18 protein-coding genes are annotated in these 24,323 nt (G+C 36.6%); 13 read left to right on the plus strand and 5 right to left on the minus strand.

Going from position 1 to position 24,323, the window contains the following annotated elements; genetic code table 11:
• The first annotated feature begins 91 nt into the window (after positions 1-91).
• From ppk1 to CLU97_RS15230, 6 genes are all read left to right on the plus strand, one after another.
• Positions 92-2,164 carry a polyphosphate kinase 1 gene (gene ppk1, locus CLU97_RS15210; protein WP_121488689.1) on the plus strand — a complete coding sequence of 691 codons (2,073 nt, stop codon included), beginning with the start codon at positions 92-94 and terminating at the stop codon, positions 2,162-2,164.
• On the plus strand, positions 2,161-3,045 hold the full coding sequence (locus CLU97_RS15215) for an exopolyphosphatase (RefSeq protein WP_121488690.1): 885 nt from the start codon (positions 2,161-2,163) through the stop codon (positions 3,043-3,045). Before ppk1 ends, CLU97_RS15215 begins: the two co-directional genes overlap by 4 nt.
• Before the next feature lie 287 nt (positions 3,046-3,332).
• The gene (locus CLU97_RS15220) at positions 3,333-3,986 is read left to right on the plus strand and encodes an NAD-dependent epimerase/dehydratase family protein (RefSeq protein WP_121488691.1); all 654 of its coding nucleotides are present in this window, start codon (positions 3,333-3,335) and stop codon (positions 3,984-3,986) included.
• The gene (locus CLU97_RS23740; RefSeq protein WP_156106575.1) at positions 3,983-4,132 is read left to right on the plus strand and encodes a hypothetical protein; all 150 of its coding nucleotides are present in this window, start codon (positions 3,983-3,985) and stop codon (positions 4,130-4,132) included. The genes CLU97_RS15220 and CLU97_RS23740 overlap by 4 nt, the downstream gene beginning before the upstream one ends.
• Positions 4,133-4,273: 141 nt before the next feature.
• Positions 4,274-7,312: a choice-of-anchor I family protein gene (locus tag CLU97_RS15225; RefSeq protein WP_121488692.1), complete on the plus strand. Its 3,039-nt coding sequence runs from the start codon at positions 4,274-4,276 to the stop codon at positions 7,310-7,312.
• A gap of 143 nt (positions 7,313-7,455) precedes the next feature.
• Positions 7,456-7,848, plus strand: a complete 393-nt coding sequence (locus CLU97_RS15230; protein WP_121488693.1) for a DUF3060 domain-containing protein — start codon at positions 7,456-7,458, stop codon at positions 7,846-7,848.
• Between the two features lie 150 nt (positions 7,849-7,998).
• On the opposite strand, the gene CLU97_RS15235 is transcribed toward CLU97_RS15230, so the two are convergent.
• Both CLU97_RS15235 and CLU97_RS15240 read right to left on the minus strand, forming a co-directional pair.
• Complete coding sequence (locus tag CLU97_RS15235; RefSeq protein WP_002977212.1) at positions 7,999-8,247, minus strand: NifU family protein; 249 nt, start codon at positions 8,245-8,247, stop codon at positions 7,999-8,001.
• A gap of 46 nt (positions 8,248-8,293) precedes the next feature.
• Positions 8,294-9,400: an Mrp/NBP35 family ATP-binding protein gene (locus CLU97_RS15240; RefSeq protein WP_121488694.1), complete on the minus strand. Its 1,107-nt coding sequence runs from the start codon at positions 9,398-9,400 to the stop codon at positions 8,294-8,296.
• A 150-nt stretch (positions 9,401-9,550) separates the two neighbouring features.
• Between CLU97_RS15240 and CLU97_RS15245 the strand changes: the two genes are divergently transcribed.
• On the plus strand, positions 9,551-10,006 hold the full coding sequence (locus CLU97_RS15245) for a hypothetical protein (protein WP_121488695.1): 456 nt from the start codon (positions 9,551-9,553) through the stop codon (positions 10,004-10,006).
• 69 nt (positions 10,007-10,075) lie between these two features.
• Here the strand turns inward: CLU97_RS15245 and CLU97_RS15250 are convergent, their stop codons facing one another.
• Positions 10,076-12,418: an outer membrane beta-barrel family protein gene (locus CLU97_RS15250; RefSeq protein WP_121488696.1), complete on the minus strand. Its 2,343-nt coding sequence runs from the start codon at positions 12,416-12,418 to the stop codon at positions 10,076-10,078.
• A 94-nt stretch (positions 12,419-12,512) separates the two neighbouring features.
• Between CLU97_RS15250 and CLU97_RS15255 the strand changes: the two genes are divergently transcribed.
• On the plus strand, positions 12,513-15,314 hold the full coding sequence (locus CLU97_RS15255) for a GH92 family glycosyl hydrolase (RefSeq protein WP_121488697.1): 2,802 nt from the start codon (positions 12,513-12,515) through the stop codon (positions 15,312-15,314).
• A 16-nt stretch (positions 15,315-15,330) separates the two neighbouring features.
• A complete protein-coding gene (locus tag CLU97_RS15260) occupies positions 15,331-16,098 on the plus strand; it encodes a hypothetical protein (RefSeq protein WP_121488698.1) in 768 nt (255 codons plus the stop codon).
• Between the two features lie 69 nt (positions 16,099-16,167).
• On the opposite strand, the gene CLU97_RS15265 is transcribed toward CLU97_RS15260, so the two are convergent.
• Positions 16,168-16,890 (minus strand): phytanoyl-CoA dioxygenase family protein, encoded by a 723-nt coding sequence (locus CLU97_RS15265; protein ID WP_121488699.1) that lies wholly within the window; start codon positions 16,888-16,890, stop codon positions 16,168-16,170.
• A 6-nt stretch (positions 16,891-16,896) separates the two neighbouring features.
• The gene (locus CLU97_RS15270; RefSeq protein ID WP_121488700.1) at positions 16,897-18,147 is read right to left on the minus strand and encodes a dicarboxylate/amino acid:cation symporter; all 1,251 of its coding nucleotides are present in this window, start codon (positions 18,145-18,147) and stop codon (positions 16,897-16,899) included.
• Positions 18,148-18,377: 230 nt separating this feature from the next.
• Here CLU97_RS15270 and CLU97_RS15275 point away from each other — a divergent pair, with 230 nt between their 5' ends.
• From CLU97_RS15275 to CLU97_RS15290, 4 genes are all read left to right on the plus strand, one after another.
• Positions 18,378-18,866: a BON domain-containing protein gene (locus CLU97_RS15275; protein ID WP_121488701.1), complete on the plus strand. Its 489-nt coding sequence runs from the start codon at positions 18,378-18,380 to the stop codon at positions 18,864-18,866.
• Between the two features lie 6 nt (positions 18,867-18,872).
• Positions 18,873-19,292, plus strand: coding sequence for an SH3 domain-containing protein (locus CLU97_RS15280; protein ID WP_121488702.1), 420 nt, complete (start codon positions 18,873-18,875; stop codon positions 19,290-19,292).
• 222 nt (positions 19,293-19,514) lie between these two features.
• Positions 19,515-22,184, plus strand: coding sequence for an outer membrane beta-barrel protein (locus tag CLU97_RS15285; protein WP_228437731.1), 2,670 nt, complete (start codon positions 19,515-19,517; stop codon positions 22,182-22,184).
• Positions 22,185-22,418: 234 nt separating this feature from the next.
• On the plus strand, positions 22,419-24,278 hold the full coding sequence (locus CLU97_RS15290) for a CocE/NonD family hydrolase (RefSeq protein ID WP_121488703.1): 1,860 nt from the start codon (positions 22,419-22,421) through the stop codon (positions 24,276-24,278).
• The last annotated feature ends 45 nt before the right edge of the window (positions 24,279-24,323 follow it).

Genomic DNA, 24,323 nt, shown 5'->3' on the forward strand with positions numbered 1-24,323 from the left:
CCAATATTCAAAAATTAATCAAAGTTTAACCTAAGAAATAGAGGAAGAATCTTTACGAATCATTATTTTTGATAAAATATACACATTTAGAATGTCAATACACTTTAATCCAAGAGATATCACATGGCTTGCCTTTAATGAAAGAGTTTTGCAGGAAGCCATGGATGAAAAAGTTCCCTTACATTTAAGAATACGTTTTCTCGGAATTTTCTCCAACAATTTAGATGAATTTTTCAGAGTGCGTGTTGCCGGATTAAAGCGTGCCATGGATTTTAAGGAAAAAGTGATTGCTGAGTCTTTTTACCAACCGCCTTCCAAAATTCTTCAGCGTATCAACGAAATTGTGATGAGACAGCAGCTGAATTTTGATAAAACCTGGAAAAAAATCCAGACTGAAATGGCTGATCATAAGGTTTCCATTAAAAATTCCAAAAACCTGACCATAAAACAAAAGGAATTTGTTCGCCAATATTTCGATGAAGTGGTAGAATCTAATGTGATCCCGATTCTTCTCCACGAAAATACGCCGATGCCTTATATGAGAGATAAAAGTCTTTATCTGGGCGTTGCGATGAGAAAGAAAGACTGGCAGTATTCCAGCAATTATGCCATTATTGAAATCCCGTCCCGTTTTGTAGGAAGGTTTGTATTGCTGCCTACAGAAGATCCGGAAGAAAAAAATGTAATGCTTTTGGAGGATGTCATTACTTTCAACCTTCCGCATATATTTTCTTATTTCGGGTATGATGAATTCTCTGCCAATGCATTTAAAGTAACGAAAGATGCCGAACTGGATCTGGATAATGACATCAAAACCAACTTCGCTGAAAAAATAGAAAAAGGACTCAAAAACAGAAGAAAAGGAAAACCTACCCGTTTTGTTTTTGATAAAGATATGGATAAAGCTTTGCTGGAGCTTCTCATCAGAAAATTGAATTTAACCAAGAAAGACAGCATTATTCCCGGAGGAAAAATTCATAATTTCAAGCATTTCATGGATTTCCCTGATGTTTTTGAAAAATATGAACGTCCTGTGGAAAGAACGTCTTTTACACATCAGGCGTTTGAACATGGAGAAAGGGTGACGGATGTTATTTTAAAAGAAGACGTTCTTCTGACTTTCCCTTACCACAAGTATAATCCTGTGATTGATCTTCTTCGTGAAGCTGCTATGGATCCGGATGTAAAATCAATACAGATTACCGCTTACCGTCTGGCGAGCAGCTCAAAAATTATCAATGCCCTGATTTATGCGGCCAGAAATGGCAAAGAGGTGACTGTAATGCTGGAGCTTCAGGCGAGATTTGATGAAGAATCCAACCTGGAATGGAAAGACATGCTGGAACCGGAAGGGATTACCGTTCTTGTAGGAATTCCAAATAAAAAAGTACACGCCAAACTTTGTGTAATCAAAAAGAGAGCACATAATAAAACCATCCAGTACGGGTTTGTAAGCACCGGAAATTTCAACGAAAAAACAGCTAGAATATATGGTGACCATTTGCTGTTGACAGCCGATAGAGGTATCATGGCAGACATTAATAAAGTATTTAATGTGCTTAAAAAACCTAAAGATGATTTCATTCCGATTTTGAAAACTTGTAAAAATTTATTAGTTTGCCCTCAATTTATGCGTGAAAAGATTGTTCACCATATTGATAAAGAAATTGAAGAAGCCAAAGCCGGACGAGGAGCAGAGATCATTGTAAAGGTAAACTCTATGAGCGACAGACTGTTGATAGAAAAGCTGTATGATGCTGCCAAAGCCGGAGTGGTGATCAGATTAATCGTAAGAGGAATCTATTGTGCCGTTAACCAGAAGGATTTTAAAGAAAAAATAAAAGCCATCAGTATTGTAGACGAATATCTGGAACATGCCAGAGTAATGTATTTCTACAATAAAGGTTCTGAAGACATGTACATTTCTTCTGCTGACTGGATGACCAGAAACCTGGATTACAGGATTGAAGCAGCCGCTAAAATCACTGATAAAAACCTTAAGAAAGAATTAAAAGATATTCTTGATATTCAGCTTAGGGATAATGTAAAAGCCAGAATTCTGGATAAAAAACTGAGCAATGAATATATAAGAAATGATAAAAAAGAATGCCGATCACAAATAGAAACCTATAAATATTTAAAAGCTAAAACAAGCAAAAAATGAAGATAGCAGCGATAGACATAGGGAGTAATGCAGCCCGCCTTCTTATCAATGAAGTAAAGATTAACAACAGAAAGCCTGAATTCATCAAGCTGAACCTTCTCAGAATTCCCCTGAGACTGGGAATGGATGTTTTCACCATTGGAAAAATTGGCCCGGAAAGAGAAAAAATGGTAATTGACTCCATGAAAATCTTCAGTGACCTTATGAAAATATACAAAGTAGATCATTACAGAGCCTGTGCTACCAGCGCCATGCGTGATGCCTCCAACGGTAATGAAATTATTGATCTGGTAAAAGATACGTCAGGAATTGATATTGAAATTATTTCCGGTGACGAAGAAGCTACGCTGATCTATGAAAACCATGTAGCAGAAGGTCTCGACAAAGAATTTGCCTATTTATACATTGATGTTGGCGGAGGTTCTACCGAGCTTACTTTTTACGAAAACGGTAAAATGGTCTACGAAAAATCGTTCAATATCGGAACCATCCGTCTTCTCAATAATCTGGTTACAATGGATAACTGGAAAGAAATGAAGGATGAAATCAAGGAAAATATTGTCAGCAAAAAACCAATTGTAGCCATTGGATCAGGAGGAAACATCAACAAAGTATTCTCCATGAGCAAAACAAAAGACGGAAAACCCATGTCTCTGGCTCACCTGAAAAAGGTTTACAAAGAATTCAATGAACTTTCCGTGGAAGAAAGAATGACGAATTATAATTTGAGAGAAGACCGTGCGGACGTGCTGGTACATGCCCTGAGCATCTTTAATCATGTAATGTCATGGTCCGATATCAACAGGATATTTGTTCCTAAAATATCTGTAGCAGACGGATTGATTCATAATATTTACAGCCAGCTACAACATAAAAAATAACAACATCAACAATATTAAAAGCCAGCCATTTTTGAGCCGGCTTTTTCTTTGAGAAGCTGTTTCCCGCATTGTCATTGCGAGGAGCAACGCGACGAAGCAATCTCTATGTACTCTCATATTATTAAGTTTCGGCTAAAGCCAATAGATAAATAATTTATTTTCAGGAGGGTTAAAACACACCCTCATTAAATTTTAATACCATCTCTTTTACTTTTTAATAAAAATTTTTCGGAATTTTAAAGTAAAATCTTATCCTCATTCGTCATACAACTATCAATAGCAAATCAATGAACCCAATCAAAATAATTCTTACAGGAGCTACAGGGATGGTAGGCGAAGGTGTTTTAATGGAATGTCTTGAAAACCCGAATGTTTCCGAAATCCTGAGCGTAAGCAGAAAACCATCCGGAAAAACACATCCAAAGCTGAAAGAATATCTTATCTCTGACTTTTTATCCATCGATCTTCATGATGAAAAACTGAAAGGGTATGATGCCTGTTTTTTCTGTGCTGGAATCAGCAGCGTAGGGATGAATGAAGAAGATTACTCCAAAATCACTTACGATACAACCATTCACTTTGCGAAAGCTGTTTTGAACCAAAATCCGGACATGGTGTTCAGCTATATTTCAGGCGCAAGTACAGACAGTACAGAGAGTGGAAAACTGATGTGGGCAAGGGTAAAAGGCAAAACAGAAAATGATCTGAAAAAGATGAATTTCAAAGGTGCTTATAATTTCCGTCCCGGATTTATGAAACCAGTTGACGGTCAATTAAATGTAAAATGGTTTTTTAAACCTTTTATTTGGATTTTTCCTGTTTTTTTTCAGTCAAAATCATTAACTTTACACGAAGTGGGTAGAGCAATGATCAAAGTGACAGAAAACGGATACCCTACATCTACTTTAGAAATTAGAGATATTAAAAATTTAGCGATATGAGAGACATGTTAAAAAGAATTGTTCTGGTTATTTTTGTACTCTTGCTTGTGACTGCTGTTTCAGGATATTTTTATATGCAGAAGCATCCTCTGGAAGGAAATAAATCAGGAACAATTTTAAATTTCTCCGGAAAATCCGGGAAATAATTTCATTCTAAAGTTTCTCATTCAAGCATAATTTTCTCTTTTATCGGAAATAAACCTATTTTTTAAACATTTCTTAAAATTCCATTAAAATAGTTGCGAAACATAAAGTTCATTTTTGCATTTATCTAATTGAAGTAAAAAATGATCAACAACTACCTATTAAAAGGGTCTGTGATAGCCGCATTCTTTTTTCAGAGCGGTCTTTTCGGGCAGACACTGATTCATTACTGGAATTTTAACGATAATACTTCTGCAGCCACAGTTACCACCCCTTCATCTACATTGGTGAATGGTTCTCTTGCGGCTATAGCTGGAGGAACAAGCGTCATTGATTTTGCCGGTGGTACCGGACAGAATTTTAGTACTCAAAATTTGAACGCCAGAAACGGTGATGTACCGGGAACCCATTTAAGATTCAATAATCCGATTGGTGGGGCTTTACAGTTTAACCTTCCCACAACGGGGTATAATAACATTATTACGAAATTCACTACGAGAAGATCTGCGCAGGGAGCGGGAACTCAAACCTGGTCTTATTCTACCAACGGAACTACTTTTGTACCATTCCAGACTGTAAGTCCTCAGGATGCCGATCCACAGCTTGTTACACTGGATTTTTCTGCAATACAGGCAGTCAATAACAACCCTAACTTTAAAGTAAAGGTAGAATTTTCTGCTACAGGAGGCGGAACTGGGGGGAATAACCGTTTTGATAATTTTACGGTAGATGCAACGCCTCTGGGAAATGTTGATACTACTCCACCAACGGTTACTTACCTTCCTGGAAATAACACAAACAATGTTTCAACTACTGTAAATCCTACATTATCTTTTAATGAAAATGTGAGATTAGCCGATAATTCCGCGATCAACGATTCTAATGCACAAAACCTTATTGAATTCCGTCTTGGAAATGCTGCTGGTACTCCAATTCCCTTCACTACTACTTTCAGCAACAACATTATTACTTTAGTTCCATCTTCGCCATTGGCATTGGGGCAGACATATTATGTGTCCCTTAAACCGAATACGATAGAAGATTTCAGTGATAATGGAATTACTACAGTCACTTCCAGCACATTTACCACTGTCGGAACAACGATTTCTTTAGAAAAGAATTTTATAAAAGTGAATGAAAATGCAGGAAATCTTGCATTTAAAATCAATATCACCAATCCATCAACCTCTACGGTTAATCTTGTTGTAAAACCAGCGCCATTCAGTACAGCTGACAGCAATGATTTTACTTTAGCCAATCAGACGATCAATATTACTCCGTCTACAACGAGTTATACGGTCAATATTCCGATTATTGATGACACAGTGGCAGAACAGCAGGCTGAATATTTTGTTGTAAGCCTTGAAAATCCGGTTGGAGCTACTATTTCAGGAGACAATTCTGCAACTGTTTATATTGTAGATAATGATAAACCATCTCCAGTTCCTTCCAATCAGATTCAGCTGAATTATCTCCTGAGTTTTGATCCTTCAGGAAGTAATAACAGTTCTACAGAAATTGTAGTTCATGACCCATCCACACAACGTTTATTCACGATCAGCTCCATTACCGATGTTTTTGATATTATTGATTTCAGTAATCCCGCAATACCATCAGTGATAAAAACAGTAAATATGGCTTCTTATGGCGGAATCACAAGTATTGCTGTAAAAAATGGAATCATTGCAGCTGCATCTCCCAATACGGATCCTCAGCAAAACGGTTCTGTAATATTCTTTGATATTAATGGAAATTTTCTGAAACAAGTAACTGTAGGTGCCTTACCGGATATGGTAACTTTTTCTCCTGACGGGACAAAAGTGGTTACTGCCAACGAAGGAGAACCTAATGATGCTTATACGGTAGATCCTGAAGGAACTATCAGTATTATTGATATTTCCGGAGGTATCGGAAGTCTTACTCAAAGTAATGTAACAACTCTTAATTTCAATAGTTTTGATTCTCAGGCAGCAGCATTAATGGCTACAGGTTTAAGAAAAGTAAGAACAAACAACACACTTTCCCAGGATTTGGAACCTGAATATGTAACCATCAGCGCCGATAGTCAGAAAGCATGGGTAACGCTTCAGGAAAACAATGCTATTGCCGAGATTAATCTGGCTACTAAAACCATTACAGGAGTTTGGGGATTAGGTAAAAAAGACATGAGCCTTCCGGGGAACGGATTTGACGCTTCAGACAATAATGGAGAGATTTTGATTGCCAACTGGCCGGTAAAAGCCTATTATGTTCCGGATGCGGTACAAAATTATAAGGTAGGAAGCACCAATTATATTGTAACAGCTAATGAGGGTGACGAAAAAGATCTTTCAGGATTCAGTGAAAGAACTACTGTAGGAGCAAACACTTATATTTTAGATCCTGTGCTATTCCCTAATTCCAATATTTTAAAGGCTTCATATAACCTGGGAAGATTCAGGGTCTCTTCTGCTACAGGAAATACAGACGGAGATGCAGAGTTTGAAGAAATGGCGGCTTTAGGAGCCCGTTCTTTTTCCATTTTCAATGCAGATACCAAGCAGATTGTTTACGATAGCGGAGATCAGTTTGAACGATATATTACCAATTATCATCCGTTAATTTTCAACGCAGATAATGAGTCCAATGGCGCTAAAAACAGAAGCCGAGCCAAAGGTCCTGAACCAGAAGGAGTTGCTTTAGGAAAAATCAACGGACAGACTTATGCTTTCATCACATTGGAAAGAACAGGAGGAGTTATGGTCTATAACATTACAGATCCAAATAATCCTACTTTCACAGATTATAAACATTCCCGTTCTACATCAGCATACGGAGGTGATAACGGCCCTGAAGGAATCATCTACATCGCCCCTGAGAATACAACTACGAATAAAGGGTATGTGATTATTGCTAATGAAATCAGCGGAACCTTGTCCATGTATGAAGTAGCGATGCCGGCAACACTTGGAACAGGTGAAGTAAAAGCTGAACAGGCGACCTTCAATGTGTTCCCAAATCCTGTTAACAAAGGAAATACTCTTTATTTCAACAGAAAACAGGATTACGAATTGTATGATATGTCCGGAAAATTGATTGGGAAAGAAAAGAATGCTTTAACAATCAATACTTCTACCCTTTCTACAGGCGTTTATCTTGTAAAAACTTCGGAAGGACAGATCAAAAGAGTTATTGTAAAGTAAAATATACTATTTAGTTGATTGAAAAGGCTTCGGATTTTCCGGGGCTTTTTTGTTATCTGGAAATTTAAGATGATTTAACTTTTAAAATTCTTGAAAAAATCATTTTATCTCTATATTTACCTTCAACAAAAACCCAATTCACAATGAAAAATATTAAAATAGCTGGAATTTTAGCTATGCTCTTACTTGGAACAGGAACCGCTTTCGCACAATCCAGAAAAGTAGAATCTACAAAAGGGGTAGAAAAAACAGAAGGTAACAAAGTGGTACATGTAGAAGGTGTAGGTCATACGCTCAATTATGCGCTCAGCGGAGGAACAGTTGAGGTAGAAGGTGGTGATAACAAGCTAACGGTAAAAGGAAGTGCAAAAAAAATTACAGTTTCAGGAACAGGCAATAAAGTATACATTGATAAGGTAGACAAAATATCTCTGGAAGGCGGTGATAACACCGTGTACTATCGAACCTCCGGAACAAAATCCGGAAAGCCGGATGTTTCTATTACAGGAGTTGGAAATAAAGTTGTAAAACAGTAAAAATATTTTCCATATTAGGGATGATATCATTAGAAACCTCACAGGTTTTGAAAACCTGTGAGGTTTGGCTTTCTGCTTCATCTTTATTTTAAACAAAAAAAGACAGGCCTTTAAAAAAGCCTGTCTTTTAAAAATATCTCAGATATAATTTTACTCTACGTTGATTACCTTTTCGATTTCCGGAGCATGTTGTTTAATGGTATTTTCAACACCTAGCTTTAGCGTTGAAAAATTCAAAGAACAACCGGAACAGTTACCCAAAAGTTTCACAAACACCTGATTATCTTTCACATCAATAAGCTCAATATCACCTCCGTCTTTATTCAAAAACGGTCTGATGCTTTCCAGAGCTTCCATTACTCTTGTTACGGTATCTTCGTGTGTTATGTTTGTTTCCATATTTTTCAGTTCGATTCGGTTTTTTCAAATTTATTGAAAGTTATTATTATTTTGCTTTTGGAGAGCATCCTGCCATTGTTGAAATTTTCACTGCTTCAGTAGGCGGAAGATTTTTGTTTCTTTCCACTAAGCTTTCTACCATTTTTCTGGCAGTTTCTGTGTAGATCTCTGCAATTTTAGATCCTTCCTGAAGCGCAGCCGGTCTTCCTACGTCTCCTGCTTCTCTGATACTTTGGATCAACGGAATCTCTCCTAATACAGGAATTCCAAGATCTTCAGCTAAATATTGTGCTCCCTGGTTCCCAAAGATATAATATTTATTGTCAGGAAGTTCTTCCGGTGTAAAATACGCCATATTTTCGACTAATCCAAGAACCGGAATATTAATACTTTCCATCTGGAACATAGCAATCCCTTTTCTTACGTCTGCCAGTGCAACGTGCTGAGGTGTGCTTACAATCACCGCTCCTGTTACCGGAACTTCCTGAATAATAGACAAGTGAATATCACCTGTTCCCGGAGGAAGGTCTATTAATAAGAAATCCAGTTCTCCCCATGCAGCATCTCTGATCATCTGGTTTAATGCTTTTGAAGCCATAGGACCTCTCCACACTACTGCCTGATTAGCTCCTGAAAAATATCCTATTGAAAGCATTTTCACGCCATAATTCTCAACAGGTTTCATCAAGCTCTTGCCATTCACTTCTACAGAAATTGGCTTTTCACCTTCTGTATCAAACATGGTAGGAACTGAAGGTCCGTAGATATCAGCATCTAATAATCCTACTTTAAAGCCCATTTTTGCCAGTGTTACTGCCATATTTGCAGACACTGTAGATTTTCCTACTCCTCCTTTACCGGAAGCAATAGCGATAATATTTTGAATTCCCGGAATTTGTTTTCCTTTGATCTGACTTTGCTGAATTTCACTTGGCTCCGGAGAAACGATCTTAAGTTTTAAATGAACGTCTTCTCCAAACTCACTGGCAAAAGCCTGTTTCATGGCAGCCTCCAGTTTTTTCTTTTCGTGCATTGCAGGTGAATGAGCAGTCATGTCTATATAAACATCATTACCCATAATCTGAAAATTACTCACCAAGTCATCTACTTCTATTTCTTTAAGGAAATCCTGAACCTTTTCTTTCGTCAACATATAAATATAAATTGTTTACAAATTTACGCATTTTTTTGGTAATTTAGAATCAATAAAATCTATAATATCATGTGATAAATCAGATCGTTAAAAATTTCTCATTTCTGTTTTTTTATGCTGATATTACACTAATCCCGGAAAACAATTGATATGAAATCTATACCTTATCCTTCCAAATATGCACAGTCAAAAGGAATCTTTACCGTTGGAAAAACAAAGTTCAAATGGTATGATCTGGCATTAGATCCTGCAGAAATTTCTTCACAGGATATTCATGATGCTCAAAGATGCATTGAAAATGCAGAAGAAAACTTTCAGAATAAGGATGATCTGGGATTCGTTATTATGCACCGATGCGGAGAACAGTATCTTTTATTAGTATGCACCTGGCGAAGTGAAAATGAATTATGGGAAAGCGTTTACTATAATGGCTCCGGCAGGTTTGAAATATGGGACAGAAACAGAACCCACCTCCCGACTTACTGTGTATGGGAAATGGGCATCGTCTATCATGAATCCCAATTCTGGAAGAAATATCTGGGCTCCGGACGGGAAGAAAAAGACAAAGAGGAATATCTTAATGATTTCTTTGAGGGAGAAGTGTAAGTATTTTGCATTGAGATTCTTCCTTCGTTAGAATGACATGAAGCATAAAAATAATTTAAGCCCAAATTATCAGTTTGCTCTGTTTTTTTCATCAAACTTTACATTACGGTCCATTCCTTTTACTTTTTTATTACCGAAATTATAAGTTGCAGACACCATAAGCCTTCTGGCATCGTAATAATTATTATAAGAATGTGTTCCTGTGGTATAATAGATTTCTCCCTGGCTTTTCCCCTGCCTCAGGATATCTGAAACAAATATGTTCAGCTGAAGACTTTTTTCCATAAGGCTCAACTTAAGGCCTGAGGTAAGATTTCCCGCAAATTTCATATAGGAATTCCCGGAATTGGAAGGCAGTCGGAACCAGTAATTCAAGATCAGCTGTACTGTTTTACTTTGGTTGAGTGATATATTATTCTGAAAATCGAAATCATAGCTGTTTCCTTTTCTGGAAAGGGCATCCGTTGCAAAAACATCTGTGCTCATATAAGAATAATTGGCCGAATAATTAGCTTCCCATTTTTTGAAAAAAGTATCTGAATAATTAAGAGAAACTCCCATACTATTCTGATTATAATAATTTTCAAAAGTGCTCACCCTGTTTTCACCTTTCAGATTAGCCAACTGGCCAAATGCATCTACTGTTCTCTGAAAATACGCTGATGCCGATAATTTTCCTTTATAAATATAAGAAAATTCAAAATTATGATTGATAGACGGCTTTAGGAAAGGATTTCCGGTAAAATAAGAATTGATGTTGATATACCAGCGATATGGATTGATGGCACGGAACCCCGGTCTGTTGATTCTTTTGGAGTAATTCAGGTTGAAAGTATGATTTTCATTGCTTTTGTAAGTGATATAAGCTGTAGGAAAAAACTTTCCGTAAGAATTTTCGGTTTGCTGTCCGGAAGTTAAAGAATTTCCGTTCACTACAGAGTATTCGTAACGTAAGCCTGCTTTTGCGGACCATTTTTCATTGAAAGATTTTTCAAAACTGATATAAGCCGCATAGTTTTTTTCGTTATACTCAAACTCATTGCTTTTCAGCGGATCTGTAATATATTCTCCGTTCGTTAGGTTCTGATAAAAGATATTGGAATTATTATCAAAATTAGTGAACTTCACTCCTGTTTCTGTCTTTGCAAACGGATAAGGCAAGGTAAGATCCGCCTGTCCGGAATAAATTTTATAATCTACCATAGAAGGTGATTTTATAACAAACCGATCACCAGAAATTTCCGTAGTGGTAAAATCGATCGTTGTTTCCGGAGTATTGGAAAAATAGTTTCCTGTAATGCTCAGTTTATTGTCTTGTTTCCCGAATTTCAAATCATAGTATGCACTTGCGGTATGTTGCCTGCTTGTAGCTCTGTGCTCCGCATCGGTAAGAAGTGTATTCGTGTAATTACCATTCTGGAAATAGTTTGAAGTATTTGTAATATCCATATTGGAGTGCCCGAATCCAACATCATAGATAAACCCGATATTAGATTTTTTGCCTAGCTGATAATCCAGACTTACATTAGCCCCTAACCCATCATTGAAATCTCTTCTGTTATCATTACTTTTAAGGCCGTCTGCTCCTTCTATCCAATAATTTTCATAAGAATGTTTTTCATTTTTATTCTGTCTTAACTTTAATGAAGTACGCAGTTTTTCATTTTGATAATTCACCGTCACACTATTTGAATTTCCGATATAGGTCTGCTGCTGAAGGCTGGAGGTTAAGCTTCCGCTCCATCCAAGATTCTGATTTTTCTTTAAGACAATATTGATCAGGCCACTGTTTCCCTGTGCTTCGTATTTGGCGGGTGGTGAAGTAATGACTTCAATTTTTTCTATATTTTCGGATCTGAGGCTTTTCAGGTAAGTAACAAGCTCTGCATCTGATAAATTCAAAATTCTGTCATTAATCATTACCGCAACTCCACTTTTCCCAACAATGGAAACTCCTGTGTTATCATCTACTTTTACCAATGGAGTTGTCGCAAGCGCATCTGCTCCGTCCATTCCCTGTGAAGCCACAGAATTGTAAACATTAAAAATCAATCTGTCTGCTTTTCTTTCAATCAGTTTTTTTCTGGCAGTTAGCGTAACACTTTCTATCTGTTTTTCTTTTCTTTTTTCAAGAGAAAAATCCTGCTTCACTTCTCCGTTGATGAGAATATCTCTGTTGGAGATTTCTATACCATCCTGTAGAAGCTTAATATTGTAGTTTCCGTTTTCTGAAAGTTTCAAAGAGTAATTTCCATTTTCGTCTGAAATGACAGTCTGTTTTTTCTGATCTTTTACGGCAATCACCTCAACGTAGGGAACAGCATTTCCGGTTTGCGTGATTTTTCCTGTTATACTTTGAGCAAATGCAGCTGCCGGCAATAGCATGATTACAGCAAGTACTATCTTCTTCATGAATTATATCGTTTTTAATAAGACAAACCGTAAATGTCTTTTATTACATCTCTTTTCCTGTTTTTCAATATCTTCGCTTTTATAAAATTAGAACATGAAAAAAAGGCTGATTGCATTTTCTTTATTTATTACCCAGATCATTTCCGCGCAGAACTACTCCCAATATGTCAATCCATTTATAGGAACCGGAGGCCATGGCCATACTTTTCCGGGCGCAATTGTTCCGTTCGGGATGGTACAGCTTTCTCCGGATACAAGAATTGACGGCAGCTGGGACGGATGCAGTGGATATCATTATTCGGATTCCGTGATCTATGGCTTTTCTCATACCCATCTGAACGGTACAGGAGTTTCAGATTATGGGGATATCATGCTGATGCCCACCATGGGGACTCCAAGTCTGAATAGCAAAGATTATTCTTCAAAATTTTCGCATAAAAATGAAAAAGCAACAGCCGGATTTTATGCAGTCAAATTAGATAAAAATAATATTGATGTACGTTTGACGACCACCAAAAGAGTCGGCTATCATGAATACACATTCAATAATGCAGGGAATGCCAATATCATCTTAGACCTCAACCACAGGGATAAGCTTCTGGAAGGTGAAGTAAAGATTATTGATGATAAAACCATTGAAGTTTTCAGAAGAAGTGAAGCCTGGGCAACCAATCAATACATCTACGCCAGAATTGAGTTTTCAAAACCGATGAAAATTTCAAAAAAAGAAACTAATGGAAAACAGGAAAGCAACCTTTTTACCGGAACAAAGCTTGCCCTGGCATTCTCCACCAATGTTAAAAAAGGAGAAAAGATCAATGTAAAAGTTTCTATTTCTCCTACAGGTTATGAAGGAGCAGGAAAGAATATGCTCGCAGAAGGACAATCCAATGATTTTGAAGGTATAAAAAAACAGGCACAATCTGACTGGGATAAAGAGCTTTCAAAAATTGAAGTAAAATCTGAAGATAAAAATAAATTAGCCGTTTTTTACACCGCTTTGTATCATGTTTTCACTCAACCGAACATCAATATGGATGTTGACGGAAAATACAGAGGCAGGGACAACAAGCTGTATAACGCCAATGGCTTTGATTATTACACGGTATTCTCACTTTGGGATACCTTCAGAGGTGCTCATCCACTCATGACCTTAATCGACAGAAAAAGAACTGCCGATTTCGTCAATACTTTCGTCAAACAATACGAACAGGGAGGAAAACTTCCGGTTTGGGAACTGGCTTCCAACGAAACAGAATGTATGATCGGCTACCACTCAGTCTCGGTCATTGCAGATGCAATGGCGAAAGGAATTCAGGGATTTGACTATGAAAAGGCTTTTCAGGCGGCAAAAGGTTCTGCCATGCAGGATATTTTCGGACTGAACGCCTACAAACAGAATAATTATATCAGCATAGATGACGAACATGAAAGTGTTTCCAAAACTGTAGAATACGCTTATGATGACTGGTGTATTGCTCAAATGGCAAAAATTTTAGGCAAGAAAGACGATTATCAGTATTTCATGAAACGTTCTCAGAACTGGAAAAACCTTTACAATCCAAAAACAGGTTTTATGCAGCCAAGAAAAAACGGAAACTGGTATGAGCCTTTTGATCCGAGAGAAGTCAATAACAATTATACGGAAGGAAACTCATGGCATTATTCATATTCTGTACAGCAGGATATTCCTGGGCTTATCGCAGCGCATGGAGGAAAAGAAAAATTTGAACAATTCATTGATGCCATATTTACAGCTCCGGATAAAACAACAGGAAGAGAACAAGTGGATATCACAGGATTGATGGGACAATATGCTCAGGGAAATGAGCCAAGCCATCATATTGCTTATCTGTACAATTTTGTAGATAAGCCGGAAAAAACAGATGCGAAAATTAAATACATTCTGGATAATTTTTATAAAAATACCCCAGACGGCCTCATAGGAAACGAAGACTGCGGTCAGATGAGTGCATGGTATGTTCTAAGCTCTATGGGAATTTATTCTGTGACTCCGGGATTACCGGAATGGGAAACTACAACGCCTTATTTTGATGAAATTAAAATTCACCTTGAAGACGGTACCATAAGAACCATTACCAAAAATACAGGCAGAGCAGAACTTAAAAAACTAGGCTTCGAAAATGTGAAACCTGTCAAAGATTTTAAATATACCGAACAAACGGCTTCCCCGGTAATTTCAGCAGACAGAATATTTGATTTTTCCACCAAGGTTGAGATCACTCCACTGAATCCTAATGACAAAGTTTATTATATGACGATGGATGACAGTGACAGCAACAAAAGGAAAGCTTTTTCTACTTATAAAGGTCCGTTCGCCGTCACCAAAACCACTCAGGTAATGGCTTACGCTGAAAGAAACGGCGAGAAAAGTTCTGTAACCACCGCTAATTTTAACAGAAGACCTAATTATTGGGATATTAATATCATTTCAAAAGTGACTCCTCAATACAGTGCTACCGGAAAACTGGCTCTTATTGACGGAATCAGAGGGGATGTAAACTGGAGAAAAGGCGAATGGCACGGATATCAGGGGCAAAATTTTGAAGCTGTAATCGATCTTAAATCTCCTCAAAATATCAAATACTTATCTTCTACTTACCTTCAGGACAGCAGAGCATGGATTCTGATGCCCAAAAAAGTAGAATATTACGCTTCCATGAATGGAAAAGATTTTATCCTTCTGAAAACCGTTGACAATGATATTGATCCTAAAGATGAGAAAGTACAGATCAAAGATTTTTCTACAGAAATTCTTCCTACCGAAGCCAGATATATCAAAGTAAAAGCATACTTCTTCGGAAAACTTCCGGAATGGCACCAGGGAGCAGGCGGTGATGCTTATATTTTTATTGATGAGATTGGTATAAAATAAAACAATAACAACACGTATGAAAAAATTAACGTTATTACTCTTTTTACTTTTAAGCATCATAAAAGTTTCAGCTTGTAAATGTGTATATGAAACATTACCACAGAATTATCAAAGTGCTAACTTTGTAGGTGTTATCAAAATTCTGAAAGTATATGATGAAAACACCGAACAAAGAACCTATAAAGCAGATATTGAAATTGAAAAAATGTATAAAGGGACAATATTCAAAACAATAAATGTGAGAGGGCTAATTGGAAATTCTTATTCTGGAGCTTGTGAAGTTGATGTACTACCTAATGAAAGGTATCTGATCTTTTTAAATAAATACGATAACATCTCTTCCATTTCATCCTGTACTCCAAAATCAAAATTGGGAAATAGACCAACAAAAGCTGAAAAATTGTGGCTGAAAAATCAGGAAAAAGTCTTTACCTACTTAGATAATAATAAATTCAGGTTTATGGGCTTACAGTTTACCCGTTGCTATGATGAAAACCAAACTGAATATAAATCTGATTTATCAAAAATCAGTGGATTTAAACCTAAGCAGCCTTTTGCTATCTATAAAGTAAAAATAAATGACAGGTCAAAAATTCAGGAAATTACTCCTGTTACAACTTTTGGAAGTAAGGATAGTATAATCGAAAATATACTGAAAACAAAGATGAAAGTCTCCACGCCAACATCTTTCTGGGATCCTAATCCAAAAGAAGCCTTGCTCTTTCTCTCTTATAACGAAGAAAATATAAATGACCCATACGGTGAAGTCATATCTTGTGACTAAAAACTAGAATAATTCCTTCTCCCAAACCATAAAACGGACCCTTCGAAAATTCGAAGGGCCCATTTTTTATCAGTTCATTCTTTCGGACCACTGAAGGACTTCCGGAAGTTCTATATCAGAAAATTCTATGTGGATTACTCTTCTTTTCTTTCCATTCGTTGTCCGGTTGGATCCGTGAAGCGTTAAAGGTTTCATGATCATTATTCCGCCTTGCTCTACCTTACAGATTTCTTCTGTTTCTATAGTCCAGTCAATAGTTTCCGGTCTGTAAATGCCTTTTGCATGAGATTTTGGAACTACTTTCAGAGCTCCGTTGTTTTCATCGGTATCATCCAGATGGATTCTGATGGTATAGATGTTTTCTAAAATATTCAATGGAGGCTGTACTGCAAACTGATTCTGTTTGGTTGTCCATGGACCAAAATCAGCAAGTTCCAGTTTTTTATCTACAGAAATAGTCAGATCCTGATGATAGGCTACATACCAGTTGGAAGTTTCAGGCTTATCGAAATAAATACTTTTGACAACAAAATATTTCTCGCCAAAGATTTCTTTTATCACTTTTCTAATGTTTTCGTTAAACACCAGATCTTTGATTTCCGGAATTTCTTTTAAAAACTGTCTTATGGCAAAAAGGTCTTCAGACTTTCTGAAATTCTCTTTTGAGGTATCTATATTTTGCAGAGCAAAGTTGATATTTTCGAGTTCTTCCTGCGAAAACACATTATTAATAACAGCAAAGCCATATTCTTCAATATGGCTTTTATGATTTTCTAAGTTATGTAAACTCATAAATATTTAAATTTTGTCTAATGGTTCGGTCAGTTGTCCTTCCCATTTTGAAACAGCTGTAGTTGCCAGTGTATTTCCTAATACGTTCGTCATACTTCTACCCATATCACAGAAGTGGTCAATTGGTAAAATTAAAGCAATCCCTTCCGGCGGAATCCCGAACATTGAACAGGTTGCAACAATAATTACCAGAGAAGCTCTCGGAACCCCTGCAATTCCTTTTGAAGTAAGCATTAATACCAAAAGCATAGTGATCTGCTGTCCGATAGTCATTTCAATACCGTAGATTTGTGCAATGAAGATTGAGGCAAAGGTCATATACATCATACTTCCATCCAGGTTAAACGAGTATCCTAAAGGTAAAATAAAAGATACTACTCTGCTGTTACAACCGAATTTTTCAAGCTCTTCCACCAGTTTCGGGAATACAGCTTCTGAACTCGTTGTAGAGAAAGCGATTAGTAATGGTTCTTTAATTCTTTTTAATAAATCAAAAAGACGGTTTCCTAAAATGAAATACCCTACTAATAAAAGAACCAGCCAAAGAACTGCTATAGCAAAGAAGAAATCTCTTAAATAAATAGCATATACTTTAAAGATTTCAAAACCATTAGTTGCCACTACTGCTGCAATAGCTCCCAATACTCCTAATGGAGCAAACCACATAATATACCCTACCATTTTAAGGATGGCATGAGCAATGATATCAAAAAGCTTTACTACAGGTTTAGAATATTCCTCGCCCAAATTAGCAAGCGCAACTCCAAACATTACGGCAAATACAACAATCTGCAATACTTCATTGGTAGCAAAGGCCTCAAATAAACTTTTAGGAATCATATGCTTTACGAAGTCTTCCATAGAAAAACTTTTACTGTTCTTAAGAAGCTCATCAGCAGAGGAAACATCCTGAATCGGTAATTTGGTAACATGTCCCGGCTCAAGCCAGTTCACAAGGATTAATCCGATAAAAAGAGAAACAAGAGAAGCAGAAATAAACCAAAGCATTGCTTTTGTTCCTACCCTTCCAATCATCTTAATATCACTCATTTTGGCAATCCCCACTACCAAAGTTGTAAAAACCAAAGGCGCAATAATCATCTGTACCAATCTGATAAAGACTGTTCCCAACAGTTTTATGTTTTTGGAAAAGGGTTCTGCACTTTCCGGATAACTCACATGCACAACACCTCCAATCCCTACACCCACCACCAGGGCAATGATAATTGCTATAAAAAGTTTATTCTGTCCTTTCATATATAAGTTTCAATTTGCGCAAATATAATAGTTTTAGAATTGGCAGTATATTTTAAAAATGTTGATAAATTTCACATTATGTATGTCAAATTTTCAATAACTGAAAATTAAAACATTGATTTATAAAATATTGTAAAAAAAATTAAAAACATTTATTGAATTTTTATTCTTTTGGTACAAATTTTATTATTACATTTGAGTGTATAACAACATAAAAATAAATATACAATATGAAAAAAACTATTGCAATGGCTGCATTAGCTGTAGCTGTATCTTTCGGTGCTGTTTCTTGTAAAAAGAAAGTTTCTGATGCCGATCTTCAGACTCAGGCTACAACAGTGGTAACTTCTAATCCCAATGCTTCTGTGGAAGTAAAAGAAGGTGTAGCGCACTTAAGCGGAACTTTTGCAGATCAGCAGTCTAAGGATGCGATGATTGCAAAGCTAAAAGCAATCAGCGGAGTAAAAGATGTAATGGATATGTCTACAATAGCGGCTGCTCCTACTGCAGCACCTGTTGAAACAGCTTCAGCTGTAGATCCTGCTGTTCAGAAAAAAGTTCAGGATGCGGTGAAGGATTTCCCTTCTGTAAAAGTAGAAGTTGTAAACGGGCAGCTTACTCTTACAGGTAATGTTTCTGGTTTACAGGCTAGAAAAATCAAAGAATCTGTAGACGCTTTGAAAATCGGAAAGTATAACAACAACCTAATCGTAAAATAATTTAAGATGAGCGAATTACAAGATAAATATTCAAGCGTAGTTTCAGCGGCTCAGTCTGCAGGAATCTCAAATCTTCAGGTTCAGGAGCAGGACGGTATCCTTTATGTTTCCGGAAGCGCTTCCAATACTGCGGCTAAAGATGCTGTATGGAATGCTTTAGGAGCTATTGACTCTACTTATTCTGCATCAGATATCAATATTGATGTACAGGTTGCAGGTCTTGCTTCAGGAGCTTCTTTAACAGTTGCTACGGAAGATTCTAACCTGAATATCAGACAGGAGCCTTCTACTGAAGCTGCCGTTGTAGGTAAAGCTGCTAAAGGTTCTTCTGTAACTTTAATTGAACAGACTTCTGATGACTGGTGGAAAGTGAAAACTGATGACGGACAGGAAGGATATGCTTATTCAAGATATTTAAGAGCTTAATTTTTATTAAATAATAATAAATTTTCACAAAAAAAGCATAGAAACATCCCAGTTTTGGGATGTTTTTATATTTTTACCGCTCAAAAAAAAACTAATGAAGAAAACTCTGCTGCTATTGACTTTGATGTTCACTGTCATTATTCTGCACGCCCAAAAACTACACATTGACGGAAAAATTTCGGATCCTGAAAAAAAGCGATAGAAAATGCCACCGTTTATCTTTTGAAACAAAAAGATTCATCCATTATCAATTATACTGCTACTAATAAGGAAGGGAAATTCTCGCTGAAGATAGATGATTTAAAAGAACCTTCCATTCTTAAAATTGATGCTGATAAATTGTCTTCTTATTCAAAAAAATTTGAGAAAATAGATCAATCCCAGTCTTTGGGAGATATTCAGCTTGAGAAACAGAATATCGTCAACAATATTGATGAGGTAAAAATCAAAGCATCTCCAGTAAAAATTAAAAAAGATACTATTGAATTCAACGCAGCTTCAATAAAAGTACGTCCCGACAGTAAAATTGAGGAACTTCTGAAGCAGATCCCTGGGGTAGAGATTAATAATGATGGAAAAATTACGGTCAACGGAAAAGAAGTGGATCAGATTATGATCAACGGAAAGCCTTTCTTTGATAAAGATGGTAAAATTGCCCTTCAGAACTTACCGGCAGATATCATCAAAAATATTCAGTTTACTACCACTAAAACAAAGGAAGAAGAATTAAGCGGAAAAGCACCAAAATCTCAGAATACAACCATCAACTTTAATATTGACGAAAAGAAAAATAAAGGATTACTGACAAGACTTACGGTAGGCTACGGTTCAGACAAACGGTATGAAACAAGCGGATTAGCCAGTTATTTTAAAGGGGATACAAAAATTAGTCTTTTGGCTTCTTCCAATAATATCAATTCACAGGGGTTCTCACGGGATGAGGTTTTTGACAGCATGGGGAACGGCCGAAATGCCTGGATGATGCAGGGAGGATCTGTCTCTACGGTAGGAAATGTGACATATTACAACCAGGGAGGCGGAACAAAGGGAATCCAAAGGTCTACAACCATCGGCCTTAATTATAGTGATAAGTTTGGAAAAGATGCTGACCTGGATTCTTTCAGCCTTATGCATACTGACTCTAATACGGAATCCAGATCTAAAGTTTCAAGATCTACCCTTCTACCAGATTATACGCTTCAGACCAATTCTGAAAGCAATGGAGAAAATGAATCCAAACAATACAACGTTGATACTTCAGTCAAAATAAAGCTGGATTCTATGACAAGCATTTATCTTTCCCCAAGATTTTCTAAAAACAGCAGCTTTAGCTTTAATAATTCTAAATCTTCTTCTTTAAGAAATGGCAGCCTTCTAAATGAAAGTAATGCTTATTCAAGTAATGATTCGGAAAGCAATTCATTTAATCCTTACCTGTATTTTTCAAGAAAATTCAAGAAAAAAGGACGTTCCGTTTCAGCTAATATAACAAGCTCAATATCAGAATCTAAAAGAGATAATCTGAACCAGTCTCAGAATACCTTTTACCAGCAAAGCGGCATTACTGTTGACAACAGGGATCAGTTGGCCAAAAATAAAAATCAGAATAATACGTTTAATTTCAATGCAGGATATACGGAACCCATTTCCGATTCATCCAGCGTCAGTTTTGAAGTAAAATATGAAACAAGATCTGCCAGAGATTTAAGGAATGTAAATGATTTTGATAATACGACAGGTGATTACACCAAATACAACCAGCTTTTATCCAACAATATGAGACAGAGAATCAATCAAATTTCGCCTGAACTTACCTATCAGATCAACAAAAACAAGTTGAACTTCTGGGCTTCTGTAAAGCTTGATATTTCGGATATGAAAGTAAATTCTATCTTTAATGGGCAGCAGTATGACCTTCAGAAAAATTTTGCCCTGCCTGAATATAATGTAAACCTTTACTATCAGCTTGGCGAAGGAAAAAACCTGAGTATTTACAACTACGCCAACTTCACTATCCCAACCGCTGAGCAGCTTACACCATATAAGGATGAGTCTAATCCTTTGGCTACCTATCAGGGAAATCCTGATTTGAAAAATACATGGTCAAACAATCTTTCTCTTTATTTCAGCAATTATAACAAAGTAAAAGATCTCAGCTACTACATCAATATTGGTTTTACCTACAGGAACAATGATATCATTAATTTTACAAAATATGATAATGCAGGAAAGCAAATTGTAACCTACGATAACGTAAGTGGAAATAAAAGCATCAATGCAGGCGCAGGATTAAGCAAAATTCTGAAATGGAAAAACAATAAACTGACCATCAGCCCGAGATTCAATATGAATTATGCTTATAACAATGGTTTCATTGATGGGCAGGCTTTCACCAGCAATTCATATAATCTTAATCCGGGTATTAACCTGACGTATGAAATCAAGGATAAGATGACCATCAGGCCTTCTTACAGACTTGGATACAGTTTCTCCAACTATACCAATTATAATATCAACAGGGTAAATACAGCGAATCAGTCATTGAAACTTGAACTCACCAATTATCTATTTAAAGGCAACTTCGTATTGGGAAATGATTTTGAATACAATACCAACTCGAATATTGCTCCGGGCTTTAAAAAGGACTTTTATTTCTGGAATACCAGCCTTGGATATTCATTTTATAAAAAACAGTTTACAGCAAAAGTGAAAATCTATGATGTATTAAACCAAAATCAAAGTGTAAGAAGAACCATCACAGATTCTTACTTCGAAGACCGTGAAGACCTCATCCTGAAAAGATACATCATGTTCTCCATCAGTATGAAACTTAATAAATTTGCAGGTAAAAAGCGCAATAAAGCAACACCATACTTTTATATATATTTTTGATAATGGCCGGATTCTTCCGGCTATTTCTATGAATATCCCAAACTTCAATACCACTACAACTGAAGGTGCAAAATTCCCCTCCCTCGGAGGGGTGGCGAAAATTCAAAGAATTTTTGACGGGGTGGTTCCCCACGAAATATCATCACCCAATAAATACTAATAACAATAACCTTTTTAAAAGAAGATGTATGCATAAACTTGTTTTTATTTTTAAATTAGCGGTAAATTTTTTTTATGAAAATCCATATTTCAGTATTATGTATTCTTTTTTTCATTCTTGGTAAAGCGCAGAAGACGGAACAGAAAGACACTTTCGTTAAAGACAACTTCACCAAGAAAGAATTTTATATTCCCATGCGTGATGGAGTGAAGCTGTTCACTGCGGTGTATATCCCAAAAGATATATCTAACAAGAACAAATATCCGTTCCTGATGCAGAGAACCTGCTACAGTATTGCGCCCTACGGAGAGAATGAATATAAAACAAAGGTAGGTCCCAACATCTATCTTATGAAAGACAAGTATATTTTCGTGTATCAGGATGTGCGCGGAAGATATATGAGTGAAGGTACATTTACCAATATGACTCCGCAGGTAGAGCATAAAACCAAAAAAGATGTTGATGAAAGTACAGATACTTATGATACCATAGAATGGCTTTTGAAAAATATCAAGGATAATAATGGTAAAGCAGGTCAGTTCGGAACCTCTTATCCTGGATTTTATACTGCTGTAGGAACGTTGTCACAACATCCTGCTTTGGTAGCCTCTTCACCTCAGGCACCAATTTCTGATTTCTGGAATGATGATTTTCTTCACAACGGAAGATTTATGCTGGGATATTTCAGGACGTTCCCGGTTTTCGGAGTTCAGAAAACACAACCGGAAAAACAGGCATGGTATATGGATTCCTTCATCAAACAGACTTCTGAAGACGGATTAAAGTTCTACAGAGATATGGGCACTCTGAAAGATGGATATGAAAAATACTACAAAAATAATTTCTTCATGACGGAAATTATGAATCATCCCAATTACGATGAATTCTGGCAGAAAAGAGGTCTCCTTCCTCATCTGAAGAATATCAACCATGCAGTAATGACTGTTGGCGGATGGTTTGATGCAGAAGATCTTTCAGGACCTTTAAATATTTATAAAACCATTGAAAAAACAAGTCCTAAGGCTAAAAACACCATTGTAATGGGGCCTTTCTCTCATGGCGGCTGGTCTCAGGAGCAAGGGAAGCATTTCCACAGTGAAACCTATTTTGGGGACAGTATTGCAACCTATTATCAGAAAAATATTGAAACCAGATTCTTCAACCACTATCTGAAAGGCAACACAAAGGAAGATGCAGGACTTCCTGAAGCACTGATGTATGACACCGGAACTAAAGAATGGAAAGAGTTTGCTTCTTATCCCCCTAAAAATTCACAGAAAGTGAATTTCTATTTAGCTGATAAAACTTTAAAAAAATCATCCGGACAAGGCTATTCTGAATATTACAGTGATCCTAACAATCCTGTTTTAAGTTCAGATCATTTAAAAGATTTTAACGGTTTTACTCCAAAAAATTATATGTCGGAGGACCAGAGATTTGCTGTCGGAAGACCTGATGTATTAACTTTCACTACGGATGCACTGACTGACGACATTACATTTGCAGGAGAGATCATGGCTAAACTGAATATAGCATCCTCTTCTACAGATGCAGATTTTGCTGTAAAATTAATTGACGTTTACCCTGAAGATTTCAAACCTGCAGAAAAGAAAGATGGAGTGATCTATGGCAACTACCACCAGATGGTAAGAAGTGAGATAATGCCTGCAAGATTCAGAAATACAAAAGAAAAGGGAGAAGCCTTGGTTCCGAACCAGAAAACGGCTGTTAACTTCAGACTTCAGGATGTAGTTCACACATTCAAAAAAGGACATAAAATCCAGATTCAGATCAGCAGTACTTGGTTTCCGCTTTTCGCAATCAATCCGCAGAAGTTTATGGATAATCCGAATTATGCCAACAAGGAGGATTACACCAAAGCATTTATTAGAGTTTATGATGACAGCTCTATAGAAGCTGAAGTTTTAAAATAAATTGAAAAAGCTGTTCGTTTGAACAGCTTTTTGTTTTTGAGGATT

Origin of the sequence: Chryseobacterium sp. 7 (genome assembly GCF_003663845.1) — a bacterium.
Classification (GTDB): Bacteria; Bacteroidota; Bacteroidia; order Flavobacteriales; family Weeksellaceae; genus Chryseobacterium.

Coding starts and splice junctions, on each gene's coding strand:
- CLU97_RS15235 (WP_002977212.1), bottom strand. CDS start 8,247: ATGGAAACAAACATAACACACGAAGATACCGTAACAAGAGTAATGGAA.
- CLU97_RS23740 (WP_156106575.1), top strand. CDS start 3,983: ATGAGAGACATGTTAAAAAGAATTGTTCTGGTTATTTTTGTACTCTTG.
- CLU97_RS15275 (WP_121488701.1), top strand. CDS start 18,378: ATGAAAAAAACTATTGCAATGGCTGCATTAGCTGTAGCTGTATCTTTC.
- CLU97_RS15260 (WP_121488698.1), top strand. CDS start 15,331: ATGAAAAAATTAACGTTATTACTCTTTTTACTTTTAAGCATCATAAAA.
- CLU97_RS15265 (WP_121488699.1), bottom strand. CDS start 16,890: ATGAGTTTACATAACTTAGAAAATCATAAAAGCCATATTGAAGAATAT.
- CLU97_RS15250 (WP_121488696.1), bottom strand. CDS start 12,418: ATGAAGAAGATAGTACTTGCTGTAATCATGCTATTGCCGGCAGCTGCA.
- CLU97_RS15280 (WP_121488702.1), top strand. CDS start 18,873: ATGAGCGAATTACAAGATAAATATTCAAGCGTAGTTTCAGCGGCTCAG.
- ppk1 (WP_121488689.1), top strand. CDS start 92: ATGTCAATACACTTTAATCCAAGAGATATCACATGGCTTGCCTTTAAT.
- CLU97_RS15215 (WP_121488690.1), top strand. CDS start 2,161: ATGAAGATAGCAGCGATAGACATAGGGAGTAATGCAGCCCGCCTTCTT.
- CLU97_RS15290 (WP_121488703.1), top strand. CDS start 22,419: ATGAAAATCCATATTTCAGTATTATGTATTCTTTTTTTCATTCTTGGT.
- CLU97_RS15230 (WP_121488693.1), top strand. CDS start 7,456: ATGAAAAATATTAAAATAGCTGGAATTTTAGCTATGCTCTTACTTGGA.
- CLU97_RS15245 (WP_121488695.1), top strand. CDS start 9,551: ATGAAATCTATACCTTATCCTTCCAAATATGCACAGTCAAAAGGAATC.
- CLU97_RS15225 (WP_121488692.1), top strand. CDS start 4,274: ATGATCAACAACTACCTATTAAAAGGGTCTGTGATAGCCGCATTCTTT.
- CLU97_RS15220 (WP_121488691.1), top strand. CDS start 3,333: ATGAACCCAATCAAAATAATTCTTACAGGAGCTACAGGGATGGTAGGC.
- CLU97_RS15270 (WP_121488700.1), bottom strand. CDS start 18,147: ATGAAAGGACAGAATAAACTTTTTATAGCAATTATCATTGCCCTGGTG.
- CLU97_RS15255 (WP_121488697.1), top strand. CDS start 12,513: ATGAAAAAAAGGCTGATTGCATTTTCTTTATTTATTACCCAGATCATT.
- CLU97_RS15240 (WP_121488694.1), bottom strand. CDS start 9,400: ATGTTGACGAAAGAAAAGGTTCAGGATTTCCTTAAAGAAATAGAAGTA.